Annotated in this window: 14 protein-coding genes and 1 rRNA gene; 13 read left to right on the top strand and 2 right to left on the bottom strand. The window is 43.6% G+C overall.

Annotated features, from left to right (window positions below; genetic code table 11):
- Positions 1 to 3: 3 nt before the first annotated feature.
- The 8 genes from rrf (at position 4) to P3T48_RS10250 (ending at position 6,220) form a co-directional block, all read left to right on the top strand.
- Positions 4 to 116 (top strand): 5S ribosomal RNA (gene rrf, locus P3T48_RS10215).
- Between the two features lie 59 nt (positions 117 to 175).
- Entirely contained in the window at positions 176 to 1,339 is a 1,164-nt protein-coding gene (locus tag P3T48_RS10220; RefSeq protein ID WP_276506614.1) for a sensor histidine kinase, read from the top strand.
- 109 nt (positions 1,340 to 1,448) lie between these two features.
- The gene (locus P3T48_RS10225) at positions 1,449 to 1,967 is read left to right on the top strand and encodes a YceD family protein (RefSeq protein ID WP_022251462.1); all 519 of its coding nucleotides are present in this window, start codon (positions 1,449 to 1,451) and stop codon (positions 1,965 to 1,967) included.
- Positions 1,968 to 1,995: 28 nt separating this feature from the next.
- Positions 1,996 to 2,181 (top strand): 50S ribosomal protein L32, encoded by a 186-nt coding sequence (rpmF, locus tag P3T48_RS10230; RefSeq protein WP_276506615.1) that lies wholly within the window; start codon positions 1,996 to 1,998, stop codon positions 2,179 to 2,181.
- Entirely contained in the window at positions 2,181 to 3,194 is a 1,014-nt protein-coding gene (locus P3T48_RS10235; RefSeq protein ID WP_022251463.1) for a beta-ketoacyl-ACP synthase III, read from the top strand. Before rpmF ends, P3T48_RS10235 begins: the two co-directional genes overlap by 1 nt.
- 108 nt (positions 3,195 to 3,302) lie before the next feature.
- Complete coding sequence (era, locus tag P3T48_RS10240; protein WP_022251464.1) at positions 3,303 to 4,184, top strand: GTPase Era; 882 nt, start codon at positions 3,303 to 3,305, stop codon at positions 4,182 to 4,184.
- A gap of 271 nt (positions 4,185 to 4,455) precedes the next feature.
- Positions 4,456 to 5,769, top strand: coding sequence for a ribosome biogenesis GTPase Der (der, locus tag P3T48_RS10245; RefSeq protein ID WP_276506616.1), 1,314 nt, complete (start codon positions 4,456 to 4,458; stop codon positions 5,767 to 5,769).
- A gap of 58 nt (positions 5,770 to 5,827) precedes the next feature.
- Entirely contained in the window at positions 5,828 to 6,220 is a 393-nt protein-coding gene (locus tag P3T48_RS10250) for a hypothetical protein (protein WP_276506617.1), read from the top strand.
- A 241-nt stretch (positions 6,221 to 6,461) separates the two neighbouring features.
- On the opposite strand, the gene P3T48_RS10255 is transcribed toward P3T48_RS10250, so the two are convergent.
- The gene (locus tag P3T48_RS10255; protein ID WP_276506618.1) at positions 6,462 to 7,238 is read right to left on the bottom strand and encodes an ABC transporter ATP-binding protein; all 777 of its coding nucleotides are present in this window, start codon (positions 7,236 to 7,238) and stop codon (positions 6,462 to 6,464) included.
- Between the two features lie 3 nt (positions 7,239 to 7,241).
- Positions 7,242 to 7,988, bottom strand: coding sequence for an MlaE family ABC transporter permease (locus tag P3T48_RS10260; RefSeq protein WP_158464083.1), 747 nt, complete (start codon positions 7,986 to 7,988; stop codon positions 7,242 to 7,244).
- Between the two features lie 167 nt (positions 7,989 to 8,155).
- Here P3T48_RS10260 and lptB point away from each other — a divergent pair, with 167 nt between their 5' ends.
- The 5 genes from lptB (at position 8,156) to recQ (ending at position 14,747) form a co-directional block, all read left to right on the top strand.
- Entirely contained in the window at positions 8,156 to 8,977 is an 822-nt protein-coding gene (gene lptB, locus P3T48_RS10265; protein ID WP_228114178.1) for an LPS export ABC transporter ATP-binding protein, read from the top strand.
- Between the two features lie 121 nt (positions 8,978 to 9,098).
- The gene (gene tig / locus P3T48_RS10270) at positions 9,099 to 10,457 is read left to right on the top strand and encodes a trigger factor (protein WP_276506619.1); all 1,359 of its coding nucleotides are present in this window, start codon (positions 9,099 to 9,101) and stop codon (positions 10,455 to 10,457) included.
- Positions 10,458 to 10,590: 133 nt separating this feature from the next.
- Positions 10,591 to 11,268: an ATP-dependent Clp endopeptidase proteolytic subunit ClpP gene (gene clpP / locus P3T48_RS10275; protein ID WP_022251471.1), complete on the top strand. Its 678-nt coding sequence runs from the start codon at positions 10,591 to 10,593 to the stop codon at positions 11,266 to 11,268.
- Entirely contained in the window at positions 11,268 to 12,494 is a 1,227-nt protein-coding gene (gene clpX / locus P3T48_RS10280; protein ID WP_276506620.1) for an ATP-dependent Clp protease ATP-binding subunit ClpX, read from the top strand. The genes clpP and clpX overlap by 1 nt, the downstream gene beginning before the upstream one ends.
- Positions 12,495 to 12,569: 75 nt before the next feature.
- Positions 12,570 to 14,747 (top strand): DNA helicase RecQ, encoded by a 2,178-nt coding sequence (gene recQ, locus P3T48_RS10285; RefSeq protein ID WP_022251473.1) that lies wholly within the window; start codon positions 12,570 to 12,572, stop codon positions 14,745 to 14,747.
- Positions 14,748 to 14,863 lie beyond the last annotated feature (116 nt).

Genomic DNA, 14,863 nt, shown 5'->3' on the forward strand with positions numbered 1-14,863 from the left:
TTATCAGGTGGTTATTGCGGTGGGGTCCCACCTCTTCCCATTCCGAACAGAGAAGTTAAGCCCACTTGCGCCGATGGTACTGCAATGCAATGCGGGAGAGTAGGTAGCCGCCTCCTTTTATATTTTTTTTAGCCTCGATTACAATGTAATCGAGGCTTTTTCGTTATATATATGTATGATTTGGACAGACAGAATACGACAAGTTAAAATATTATTGGTTGTTGCAGCTGTGTTGATAGCTGTAGCTTCGCTTGTCGTATCCCATTTTCTGGTCAGAGACTTGGCCCAAGAAGAGCGTAGTAGGATGGAGGTTTGGGCTGAAGCTATGCGTTCGCTGAATATGGCCGATGAGAACACTGATTTGCAACTGGTGCTGAAGGTTATCAATGAAAACAATACAATTCCCGTTATTGTTCTTGATTCTAATGGGAATGCGCAGTTGTTTAGAAATATCAAAGTAGATGGAACTGATTATAATGACAGTCTCGCTCATGCGGCTGTAGTTGGCAGACATCTTTTGGCGAAAGGTAAAAATATCAAGATTATGCTTAACGATTCTACGCATGACTACATACAAGTATGTTATGGTGAATCGGTCATGATCACTCGACTGGCAGCTTATCCTATGGTGCAATTAGGGGTGGTTCTGATTTTTGTCGTTGTCGCTATATTTGCTTTGCTTACGTCAAAGCGCGCAGAACAGAACAAGGTTTGGGTAGGCTTGTCGAAGGAAACTGCCCATCAGTTGGGTACGCCTATCTCCAGTTTGATGGCCTGGACGGAAATATTGAAGGAGACATATCCTAAGGACGATCTAATTCCCGAGATGGATAAGGATGTGAAACGACTGCAACTGATAGCTGACCGTTTTTCTAAAATCGGTTCTCAGCCTGAGCTTGTGCCTTCCAGTTTGAATCAGATTATGGATCATGTATGTGACTATATGGACCGTCGTACTTCACAGTCTATAAAGATAATGAAGGAATTGCCGGTTCACGATCTGATTGTTACCATTAATGCCTCTTTGTTTGAATGGGTGATAGAAAACTTAGCCAAGAATGCTGTAGATGCGATGGGGGGAAAGGCCGGAGTCATCACGTTGCATGTTGAGGAGGAAGCAGATAAGGCTGTTATCGAGGTTTCTGATACAGGAAAGGGTATAAAAAAGAAAGATATAGGTAATGTGTTTCGGCCAGGTTTTACTACCAAAAAGCGCGGATGGGGCTTAGGTTTGTCATTGGCCCGCCGAATAGTAGAAGAGTATCATCATGGTAAAATATGTGTAAAAAGTTCGGAAGTAGGCAAGGGAACCACTTTCAGAATTGAGTTAAAGCTATAATAACTGCTTAATATACTCTATTTTAGAGATTTTTTGAGAAAAAAATTACTCTATATCAAAAAAAAATCGTAACTTTGCAGCCCGAAAACAATATGTAGATATTGTATATATGTGTAGCATAGAGCAATTTAGAATAGATTTGAAAGCCTTGCCTCAGGGCGTAAGTACTTATCAGTACAGGCTCAATGATGAATATTTTAAGGCGATAGACGCTCCTGATGTTGAGAGAGGCGAGTTGTCGTGCTGTCTTTCCGTAGATAGAACGGAAGACTTTTTCGAACTCAATTTTCATACAGAAGGAGTGATACACATACCTTGCGACATTTGTTTGGATGATATGGATCAGTCCATAGAGACCGATAACAGGTTAGTCGTAAAATTCGGAGAAGACTACTCAGAAGATGATGACCTCGTGACTGTGGCCGAGAACGAAGGAATACTCGATGTCTCGTGGTTCATTTACGAATTTATAGCCCTCAATATTCCCATCAAGCACGTGCATGCACCTGGAAAATGCAACCCTGCTATGATTGAGATGCTGAAAGAGCATTCTGCCGCCCGAAGCGGTGAGGAGGATGAGGAAGTTGTAGATCCACGCTGGGCGGCACTCTTAAAACTAAAAAAGTAAAATTCAAAAAATTTAAAATTAAAAAATTATGGCACATCCTAAAAGAAGACAGTCAAAGACACGTACACTCAAGAGAAGAACTCATGATAAGGCAGTAGCTCCTACATTGGCAGTTTGTCCTAACTGCGGTGCTTACTATGTATATCACACAGTATGTTCAACTTGCGGTTACTACAGAGGCAAGGTTGCAATTGTTAAGGAAGCAGCTGAATAATGGGTAAAATTAATGCTGTTATAACAGGTGTCGGTGGCTACGTGCCAGATTATATCCTCAACAACGAGGAGTTGTCGCGCATGGTAGATACCAACGATGAATGGATTACCACTCGAGTTGGTATCAAGGAACGCCGCATCCTGACAGAGGAAGGTCTTGGAACCAGTTATTTGGCCCGTAAGGCTGCCAAGGAATTGATTCAGAAGACTGGAGTGGATCCTGATACAATCGATGCACTGATTGTAACTACCACAACACCAGATTACAAATTCCCTTCAACAGCATCTATCGTATTGGGCAAGTTGGGTTTGAAAAATGCATTTGCGTTTGATTTCTCGGCTGCTTGTTGTGGTTTCTTGTATACACTTGATGTTGCTGCAAGCATGATTCAGAGTGGTCGTTACAAGAAAATTATTGTGATAGGCGCAGACAAGATGTCTTCATTGGTCGACTATACCGACCGTGCTACTTGCGTACTCTTCGGTGACGGAGCAGGCGCAGTGCTTGTGGAGGCTACTGAGGAGGAGAATGTAGGTGTTCAGAACTCATATCTTCGTACTGATGGCAAGGGCTTGCCTTTCCTTCACATGAAGGCTGGTGGTTCTGTTTGTCCTCCTTCACGTTTTACTGTTGATCATCGCATGCATTACCTCTATCAGGAGGGTCGTACTGTGTTCCGTTACGCAGTGACAGACATGAGCAATGATGTGTTGAAGATTTTGGAGATGAATAATCTTACAGCAGATGACGTGAATTGGGTTATTCCACATGAGGCAAACCTCCGCATTATTGAGGCTGTTACCAAGCGTGCGGGTATTCCTTTGGAAAAAGTTGTTGTCAACATTGACCATTATGGCAATACCAGTGCTGCCACAATTCCTCTGGCGCTTTGGGATGCTGAGAGCAAACTGAAAAAGGGGGATAATATTATCTTTACAGCATTCGGTGCAGGTTTTGTACATGGTGCTTCTTACTATAAGTGGGCTTACGATGGTGCTGCTTATGGTAAATAAGTTGAGATAAAGATATCCATATTTATATAAAAAACGCATCTTTCTTATATTATCATAAGGGATGCGTTTTTTTAGCTTAAAATCAATTAGCTTTAAAATCAAGTTATTATGCATAAAGCAGGTTTTGTAAACATCGTTGGAAATCCCAATGTTGGTAAAAGTACACTGATGAATCAGCTGGTGGGTGAGCGTATCAGTATAGCAACTTTCAAGGCTCAGACCACTCGTCACCGTATCATGGGAATCGTGAATACTGATGATATGCAGATTGTTTTTTCAGACACTCCAGGTGTCTTGAAGCCTAATTACAAGATGCAGGAGATGATGCTTGCTTTCTCGGAGAGTGCTTTGGCTGATGCTGATATTCTGCTTTATGTGACCGATGTCATTGAGAATCCAGAAAAGAACATGGACTTCTTAGACAAGGTTAAAAAGATGAGTATTCCTGTTCTCTTGCTTATAAACAAGATTGACGAGAGCGATCAGACTAAGTTGGGAGATATTGTAGAGAAATGGCATGCATTGTTGCCCAATGCCGAAATCCTTCCCATTTCTGCCAAGAACAAGTTTGGTACCGATATGCTCTTGAAACGTATCAAGGAGTTGTTGCCCGAATCGCCTGCTTTCTTTGATAAGGACCAGCTCACTGACAAGCCAGCCAGGTTCTTTGTGTCTGAGATTATCAGAGAGAAGATTTTACTGTATTATAGTAAGGAGATTCCTTATTCTGTAGAGGTGCGTGTGGAGCGTTTTAAGGAAGAGGATGACCGCATCCGTATCAATGCGGTCATTTATGTAGAACGTGATTCTCAAAAGGGTATTATCATTGGGCATCAGGGTGTTGCCCTGAAGAAGGTGAATATGGAATCGCGCAAGTCATTGGAGAAATTCTTCAATAAGAAGATATTTCTCGAGACCTTCGTCAAGGTTGACAAGGATTGGCGCAGCTCTCAGAAAGAACTTGATGCCTTTGGATATAATCCAGAGTAGAAGATTTCTGGTGATGTTTTGGTAGTCAATAATGAGAGGATTGGAAAATTTGAGATTTCAATGCAGTCTATAAAATTTTCTTCATCTCGAATTCTTGATTAAAACAAATATCTTGAAAAAAGAATATCTTGCTTTCTCCTGAATGTAATTGAGGGGATGACTCTTGCCAAAAGGGTGAGGGCCGGAGCATGGTCAGCTTCGGGAAAGTATTAATTAGGATGCAGAGACCACATCCTGAAAGCCTCCTTAAGGAAGGAGAGAAATGACTATTATGGCAAATTTAGTAGCAATTGTAGGCCGTCCAAACGTGGGCAAGTCTACTTTATTTAATCGTTTGACTCAATCTCGTCGTGCTATTGTTAGCGATACAGCTGGCACTACTCGCGACCGTCAGTATGGCAAGTGTAGCTGGAATGGCAGAGAGTTCTCTGTTGTAGATACCGGTGGTTGGGTAGTGAAATCTGATGATATTTTCGAGGATGCTATCCGCAAGCAGGTATTGGTTGCAACAGAAGAGGCCGATTTGGTTCTCTTTCTTGTTGATGTGAATACGGGCCTTACAGATTGGGATGAGGACGTGGCTCTTATTTTGCGCCGTGCCAAATTGCCTGTTATCCTTGTTGCTAATAAGGTAGACAACAGTGCAGAATATTATGAAGCTGCCGAATTCTATAAGTTAGGTTTGGGCGACCCCCAGTGCATCAGTGCTGCTACAGGTGGAGGTACTGGTGACTTGCTCGACATGATATTGAATAAGTTGCAGGATAATCCTGAAGAAGCCATTGTGGAAGACATCCCTCGTTTCGCTGTGGTAGGTCGTCCTAATGCCGGCAAGAGCAGTATCATCAATGCCTTCATCGGTGAAGACAGAAATATTGTAACCGAAATCGCAGGAACAACCCGTGACAGTATCTATACCCGATACGATAAGTTTGGTTTCGATTTCTATTTGGTTGATACCGCTGGTATCCGTCGAAAGAATAAGGTGAGTGAAGACTTGGAGTTCTATTCTGTCATGCGCTCTATCCGTGCCATTGAGAACAGTGATGTGTGTATTCTGATGTTGGATGCTACCCGTGGTATAGAGACTCAGGATATGAATATCTTCCAGTTGATTCAGAAGAACAACAAGAGTTTGGTGGTTGTCGTCAACAAGTGGGACTTGGTTGAAAACAAAGACCAAAAGGTTATCACTACATTTGAGACAGCGATCCGCAACCGCATGGCTCCATTTGTAGATTTCCCTATTATCTTTGCATCGGCATTGACCAAACAGCGTATTTTTAAGGTGTTGGAAACAGCCAAGCAGGTTTATCAGAACCGAAAGGCTCACATAGGTACTTCCAAGCTGAACGAGGTGATGTTGCCTATCATCGAGGCTTACCCTCCACAGAGTGTGAAAGGCAAGTACATCAAGATCAAGTATTGCACTCAGTTGCCCAATACAACGATTCCTTCGTTTGTGTTCTATGCCAACTTGCCTCAGTATGTGAAGGAGAACTATCGCCGATTCTTGGAGAACAAGATACGTGAGAATTGGTCGCTTCATGGTTGTCCTATCAATATATTTATCCGTCAGAAGTAACGTTAGTCTACGGGTTATAAACATCGTAGTCGGGGCTTATTAAAGCAGAAATATAATAATGAAGAAAATCTTGTTTTTCCTACTCAGTGTCATGTTGTTATTCTCTTGTAAGGAGAAAGCACCGGATCCGGGCTATTATGCAGGAATAGCTGCCAAAGGCTATTACGATATGTTACTGGAAGGCAGATATGATGAATTTGTAGAAGGGCAGAATATGCCCCATCGTATTCCTGAAGGATATCGGCAGCAATTGGTTCTTAATGCCAAGATGTTCGTAGAGCAGCAGAAGAATGAGCATCGTGGAATGAAAGCCTTTCAGATTCTTGATGCCAAGGCTGATACGGCTCATCATTTAGCTGATGTCTATCTCTCTGTAACCTATGGCGACAGTACCAAGGAGCAGATAGTTGTGCCTATGGTAGAGGTGGAGAAAAAATGGAAAATGAGATAGATGAAGAGCGGTATTCATGGATAGTTCAATGAACGGTGTTTCTGTCTGGCTTCCGGAAGAATACGGTTCTAAATATATATATTGACTGCTATAAAAACGCAAGTATTTTCATTGCATGATGAAAGTACTTGCGTTTGTTTATGAAGGATACTTGCATTGACCATTGAAGCCTGTCTGTGTTTAAAATAAGCGTTGATATGCTTATAGCAAATGTTTCGGCAATGCATTATGGAAAGCCTCATTATTGGGCTGTCTTTTCCTCTTCCATCTCAACTTTCTTAACTTTTCTGAACAGATCGGAAGCGAAGACCAGGTCGTTGAGCTTCTCGTTGGTAGAACTCATAATCTCGTCTTTGTTGCCTTGCCATTCTTTTTGTCCTTTGTAGATGAAACATATATTTTCACCAATACCCATCACTGAGTTCATGTCGTGAGTATTGATGATGGTTGTCATGTTGTAGTCTTTCGTGATTCCCGACAGGAGTTCATCAATTACCAAAGAGGTCTTGGGGTCAAGTCCTGAGTTGGGTTCATCGCAAAACAGATATTTAGGGTTCATCACGATGGCTCTTGCTATGGCCACACGTTTCTGCATACCTCCTGATATTTCTCCAGGAAACTTCTCCTGTGCTTCAATCAGGTTTACTCTGTCAAGACATTCCTGAGCTCTCTTTACACGTTCTCTATAGTTCATAGATGAAAACATGTCGAGTGGAAACATTACATTCTTGAGTACCGACAAGGAGTCGAAGAGGGCTGCACTTTGGAATATCATGCCCATCTCGCGTCGCATGGAAATCTTTTCCTTCTTCGACATTTCCACAAAGTTTCGACCGTCGTATAGGACTTGTCCGCTTGTCGGGGTCAGCAGACCTACGAGGTTTTTCATCAAGACAGTCTTTCCTGAACCACTCTGTCCGATGATAAGATTGGTCTTTCCTGTCTCAAAAACCATATTTATTTTGTCGAGCACAGTCTTGTCGCCGAATGCTTTTGTCAAGTCTTTAACTTCTATCATAGTTTACGAAAGTATTTGTGTGAGGAAAACGTCAGAGAAAAGAATCAGTACGCTGGAACATACTACGGCATCAGTCGAAGCTTTTCCTACCTCGACCGATCCTCCTTCCACCGTATAGCCGAAGTAAGAGGAAACACTCGAGATGATAAATGCAAAGAAGAGGCTCTTCACGATACTCATCCATACAAACCACTGGTTGAAAGCATGCTGCAATCCCAAAGTCAGGTCGTCAGGCGAAAGAATATGTCCTATGAATGCTGTTCCGTAGGCACCGATGATACCCATTGCAGAGCTGAAGATGACAAGGAAAGGCATGATGGTAACCAGTCCTAAAATCTTTGGCAATACCAAGTAGCAAGCCGAATTGACACCCATGATGTCGAGGGCGTCAATTTGCTGGGTAACACGCATCGTGCCTAATTCTGATGCGATATTGGAGCCCACCTTTCCTGCCAATATCAAACACATGATACTGGAAGAGAACTCCAGGAGCATGATCTCGCGTGTGGTATAACCCGAAACCCATCGTGGCATCCATGGACTTTGGATATTGAGCTTCATCTGGATACAGATGACAGCACCGATAAAGAAAGATATCAGCAGAACGATTCCTATGGAGTCGACACCCAGTTGAGACATCTCCTTCACGTACTGCTTCAGAAACATACGCATGCGTTCAGGACGTGAGAACGACCTGCCCATGAGAATGAGATATTTACCGAAGGTGGTAAGCCATTTTGATATTAGCATGTCAATAATTCTTCGTTTTATGGTGCAAAAGTAACCAAAATCCTCTAAAAAACTGCAATATTCAGAATAGTTTTTGATTTTATAAGTGATATTTGCTCGTTTTTTAGTATTTTTGCACCAAAAATGTGGAGAATATATTCTCTCACCTTTCAAACATTGTATATATTATGGATGAAATTCAAAAAACTGCATCACAGGTGGATACCGACAAGCACATGGTTTTGCGAACTGAGGGCTTGGTAAAGCGCTATGGTAAGCGAACTGTTGCCAATGGAGTAACCATCAACGTAAAGCAAGGTGAGATTGTGGGTTTGCTCGGTCCTAATGGTGCGGGCAAGACCACCTCTTTCTATATGACGACAGGATTGGTAGTGCCCAATGCAGGTCATGTGTATTTGGACGATCAGGATATCACTGGTTATCCTGTGTACAAGCGTGCCCGTGCCGGAATCGGTTATTTGCCACAGGAAGCCAGCGTTTTTCGCAAGATGAGTGTGGAGGATAATATCTTGTCGGTCTTGGAGATGACAGGCAAGCCCCGCGAGTACCAGATGGAGAAACTGGAAAGCCTTATCAATGATTTCGATCTGCAAAAGGTTCGCAAGAACTTGGGTGACCAGTTGTCGGGAGGTGAGCGCCGTAGGACGGAGATTGCCCGTTGTCTTGCCAACGATCCAAAGTTTATCATGCTCGATGAGCCTTTTGCCGGTGTCGACCCTATCCAGGTAGAAGAGATACAGAATATTGTCTGGCGCCTGAAATACCGCAATATTGGTATTCTTATCACCGACCATAATGTAGATGAGACGTTGGCTATTACCGACCGTGCCTATTTGCTCTTCGAAGGCCGTATTCTTTTCCAGGGCTCACCTGAGGAATTGGCAGAAAACAAGATCGTAAAAGAGAAATACCTCACTACTGGATTTGTGCTCAGAAAGAAAGATTTCCAGCTATCGGATGAGCAGAAAAGAGCCGAAGAAGGCAAGTAAGATGGTTAAAAAAACAAATTTTTCTTTTATATATTAGGTATATTCAACAAATATGAGTAATTTTGCAAGCCAATGTGAATAAAAGAGAAAATAATTAATAATATAAAAACAAAACATCAAGATGAAAATTTCATTTGAAAATCCTGACAAGATCAATGGTCTTTTGACTATCGTTGTCGAAGAAGAGGATTACAAGAATGATGTCGAGAAGACATTGAAGGACTATCGTAAGAAAGCTAATGTTCCTGGATTCCGTCCTGGTCAGGCTCCAATGGGAATGATCAAGCGTCAGTTTGGTCCTTCAGTTAAGATGGAAGCTGTCAACAAGATTATCGGCCAGCAGATCTACAAGTATGTTCAGGACAATAAGATCCAGATGCTTGGCGAGCCTCTTACTTCTGAGAAGCAGGCTCCTGTAGATATCGAGAAGGACGGTCCTTACACCTTTATGTTTGACATAGCAGTGGCTCCTGAGATGAAGGTGTCTCTCACTGGTCGCGATAAGGTGGATTACTACAAAATCGTTGTTGACGACAAGACTATCGACCAGCAGGTAGATATGTTGGCATCTCGTTCTGGTAGCTATGAGAAGGCAGAGAACTACGAGGGCAATGATATGCTCAAGGGTGATTTGCGTGAGCTTGACGAGAATGGCAACACTAAGGAAGGCGGTATTACAGTTGAGAGCGCTGTCCTGATGCCAAGCTATATCAAGGTAGATGACCAGAAGAAGTTGTTTGATGGTGCCAAGTTGGGCGACATCATCACTTTCAATCCACGCAAGGCTTATCCAGACAATGATACTGAGGTTTCTCAGCTCTTGAAGATAGAGCGTGATGCTGTGAAGGACATGGAGTCTGAGTTCAGCTATCAGATTACTGAGATTCAGCGCTTCAAGAAGCACGAGGTAAACGAGGAGCTCTTCAAGCAGGTATTCGGTGAGGATACTGACGTGAAGGACGAGGCTGCTTTCCGTGCTAAGATAGCAGAGGGCCTGAATGAACAGCTCGTTAACGATTCTGACTTCAAGTTCCTTCTTGATGTTCGTGCTCACTGCGAGAAGAAGGTTGGCAAGTTGGAGTACCCAGACGCTTTGTTGAAGCGCATCATGTTGGCCAACAACAAGGACAAGGGTGAGGACTTCGTAGAGAAGAACTACGAGATGAGCATCAAGGAGTTGACTTGGCACCTCATCAAGGAGCAGCTCGTCAGCGCTCAGAATATCAAAATCGAGGATGCTGATATCAAGGAGACAGCCAAGGAGGCTGCTCGCGCTCAGTTCGCTCAGTATGGTATGACCAATATTCCTGAGGAGTATATTGAGAACTATGCTAACGAAATTCTCAAGAAGGGTGAAAGCACCGAGGCGCTTGTTGACCGTGCAGTAGACCGTAAGTTGGCTGCCGCTCTTAAGGGCGTTGTTAAGCTCAACGAAAAGGAGATTTCTGTAGAGGATTTCAATAAGATGATGCAGGGCTAATATTTTTTTTGAAAAAAAACTTCAAATAAATACGAGGTTATCGACTTTTTTTATTATCTTTGTTCCACGGAACGAGAAATAGAGGTCGATAACCTCTCTTTTTGTCTTATTTTGAATAGAAAAAAATGATAATATGAACGATTTTAGAAAGTATGCTACGCAGCATTTAGGTATGAGCGGAATGGTGCTTGACGATGTAGTGAAGGCACAGGCTCGTTATATGAATCCTTATATCTTGGAGGAACGTCAGCTGAATGTGACTCAGATGGATGTTTTCTCAAGATTGATGATGGACCGTGTGATCTTCTTGGGCACCGAGATTGATGACTATACAGCCAACACCCTGCAGGCTCAGCTGCTTTATCTTGACTCTGTAGACAGTGGCAAGGATATTTCTATTTATATCAACAGCCCTGGCGGAAGTGTTACGGCAGGTCTTGGCATATACGACACCATGCAGTTTATCTCCAGCGATGTGTCTACCATCTGTACTGGTATGGCAGCGTCTATGGGTGCCGTTCTTTTGGTGGCTGGTCAGGAAGGCAAGCGCTCAGCTTTGCCTCACAGTCGTGTGATGATTCATCAGCCACTGGGTGGCGTACAGGGTCAGGCTTCTGATATTGAGATCGAGGCCAAGGAGATTCAGAAATTCAAGAAAGAACTTTATACCATTATATCTAATCATTCACACACTCCATACGAGAAGGTGTGGGCAGACAGTGACCGTAACTATTGGATGACGGCAGAAGAGGCCAAGGAGTATGGTATGATAGATGCAGTGTTGACCCGTAAAAAAGGAGTAGAAGAATAATGCCAAAGAATGTATGTAGCTTTTGCGGAAGAAGTGAGAGCGAAGTGAAGTTGCTGATAACAGGCATCAAGGGCTATATCTGCGAGAATTGTGCCAAGCAGGCATACGATATCGTGTTGTCTTCAGGCGTTTTAAACGATAAGAAGAATGATAAGTTCGCATTGAAGCAGGTGCCTAAGCCTGTAGAGATCAAGCAATATCTGGATCAGTATATTATCGGACAGGATGGCGCCAAGCGCTCCCTTGCCGTGGCGGTGTACAATCACTATAAGCGTTTGCAGCAGACTGTGGACGACGGAGGTGTTGAAATAGAGAAGAGCAACATCATCATGGTGGGCAGCACCGGAACGGGAAAGACTCTTCTGGCCCGTACAATCGCCAAACTGTTGGATGTGCCTTTCACTATTGTTGATGCTACGGTATTTACCGAGGCTGGTTATGTGGGCGAAGATGTGGAAAGTATTCTGAGTCGTCTGCTCCAGGTGGCCGACTATGATGTGGCAGCTGCAGAAAAAGGTATCGTGTTTATTGACGAGATAGACAAGATTGCCCGCAAGAGCGACAATCCTTCTATCACCCGCGATGTGAGCGGTGAGGGAGTACAGCAGGGCTTGCTCAAGTTGCTGGAAGGCACGATGGTAAATGTACCGCCAAAGGGAGGCCGTAAGCATCCTGACCAGGATTATATTCACGTCGATACCAAGAATATTCTCTTTATCTGCGGTGGTGCATTCGACGGAATAGAGCGAAAGATAGCGCAGCGCCTCAATACGCATGTGGTAGGTTTCAATTCTGTGCAGAATGTCAGCAAGATAGACAAGACCGACCTGATGAAATATATCCTTCCACAGGACCTGAAATCTTTCGGACTGATTCCCGAGATCATCGGTCGTCTGCCTGTACTTACCTATCTGAATCCTTTGGATAGGGAAGCCTTGCGCAAGATATTGGTAGAGCCCAAGAACTCTATCATCAAACAGTATGTCAAGTTGCTCGAGATGGATGGCATCAAATTGAACTTCGACCAGGAGGCTCTCGACTATATGGTAGACAAGGCTGTGGAGTACAAACTTGGTGCCCGAGGCCTGCGCTCTATCGTAGAGGCGGTCATGATGGATGCTATGTTTGATGTCCCATCCCAGAAGATTACTACTTTCACTGTGACATTGGACTATGCCAAGCAGCAGTTGGAGAAAACCAATCTGCAGCAGATGGAGAGTGCTTAAGATGAGCTTGTTACCATACTTGCTCAATGACTTTTACCGATACAAGTATACATTATATATATTAAATAGGTGGATATGACGGAACAGATGAATCTTACGGAACAGTTGAAACACTATTTCGGCTTTGACTCTTTTAAAGGCGACCAGGAATCGATTATTAAAAATCTGATGAGTGGTAATGATACATTTGTGTTGATGCCTACAGGTGGAGGAAAAAGCTTGTGCTATCAGTTGCCGTCCTTAATCATGGAGGGAACAGCTATTGTTGTTTCTCCATTGATTGCCCTGATGAAAAATCAGGTGGATGTTATCAATGGTCTTAGCGAGGAGGATGGAGTGGCCCATTATCTCAACTCCTCTCTAAATAAGTCGGCTATAGAGAAAGTGAAGAGCGATATTCTCTCTGGCAAGACCAAGTTGCTGTATGTGGCACCAGAGTCGTTGACCAAGGAGGACAATGTGGACTTTCTGAAAGACGTGAAGATTTCGTTCTATGCCATTGATGAGGCTCACTGTATTTCTGAGTGGGGACATGATTTCCGTCCGGAGTACCGTCGTATCCGCCCCATTATCAACGAAATCGGTAATGCACCCGTCATAGCCTTGACCGCCACAGCTACGGATAAGGTTAGGACAGATATCAAGAAAAGCTTAGGCATTATGGATGCCAAAGAGTTCAAGAGTTCTTTCAATCGCCCCAATCTGTATTATGAGGTACGTCCCAAGACCAATGAGATAGACAAGCAGATCATCATGTTCATCCGTCAGCATGCCGGCAAGAGTGGTATTATCTATTGTCTTTCTCGAAAGAAGGTGGAGGAGTTGGCCGAAGTCTTGAAGGCCAATGAAATCAAGGCGGCACCTTATCATGCGGGCTTGGATTCTGCAACCCGTTCGCAGACTCAAGATGATTTCCTGATGGAGCGAATAGATGTCATAGTGGCAACGATAGCTTTTGGTATGGGTATCGACAAGCCTGATGTGCGCTTTGTCATCCATTATGACATTCCAAAGAGTCTGGAAGGCTATTATCAGGAGACTGGCCGTGCCGGTCGTGATGGCGGCGAGGGCATCTGTATTGCTTTCTATGCTCGTAAAGACCTGAAGAAATTAGAAAAGTTTATGGAGAACAAGCCTGTGGCAGAACAGGATATCGGTCGACAGCTTCTGCAGGAAACGGCAGCTTATGCCGAGTCGTCAGTATGCCGTCGCAAGATGTTGCTCCATTATTTCGGTGAAGAATACCAGGAGGAAAACTGCCACAACTGTGACAACTGCCTGCACCCTACGACAAAGATAGAGGCCAAGGACGAGTTGGTGGTTATATTAAGAGCGGTGGCAGCCGTCAAAGAGAACTTCCGTCAGGAATATATTATAGATTTTGTGAAGGGAAGGGCTACCGATGACATCGTGTCGCACAAGCACAACGAGCTGGAGGCTTTTGGTGCCGGTGAGGACATGGACAGCAAGATGTGGAATCCTGTTATCCGTCAGGCATTGATAGCTGGATATCTGAAAAAAGATGTCGAGAACTATGGCTTGCTGAAACTGACTGCAGCAGGCAAGCGTTTTATCAAGAACCCAGAGTCATTCATGATAGTGGAAGACAAGGTGTTCAAGGATGATTATGGACTGGAGAGTCACAGCGCTGGCAGTGAGGCTCTCGATCCAGAGTTGTTTGCCATGCTCAAGGACTTGCGTTCTGATATGTCTAAGAAGCACAAACTTCCGCCTTATGTCGTGTTCCAGGATGTCTCCTTGGAACAGATGGCAACCATGTATCCTGTTGATTTGCAGGAGTTGCAGAACATCCAGGGTGTAGGTGCCGGCAAGGCAAAGCGCTATGGCAAGGAGTTCTGTGCCCTTATCAAGAAATATTGTGAGGAGAACGATATCGAGCGTCCCGAAGAGTTGCGTGTTCGTACCGTGGCAAAGAAATCCATGCTGAAGGTTAGTATCATTCAGAGTATCGACCGACAGATAGCACTCGATGACCTTGCTGAGGCAAAGGGACTTGATTTCGATGATCTCTTGGATGAAATAGAGGCTATCGTCTATAGCGGAACCAAGTTGAACATAGATTATTTCATAGAAGAAGTCATCGATGATGAGCATGTTGACGACATTTATGACTATTTCATGGAGAGCGATACCGACGACTTGGATACAGCGCAAAATGAATTGGGTGAGGACTATTCAGAAGACGAAATCAGGTTGGTTAGAATTAAGTTTTTGTCCGAACAGGCCAACTAAGTGACGTTAAATAATAACTTGGTACGATTTAAATATCTCAAAAATATGAGGCTCAAATCATACCAATTTATTTTTCACCGTCACTAATCACGTTAAATAGCATTAATAAGGAGTGA

Source organism: Segatella intestinalis, assembly GCF_029348455.1.
Classification (GTDB): domain Bacteria; phylum Bacteroidota; class Bacteroidia; order Bacteroidales; family Bacteroidaceae; genus Prevotella.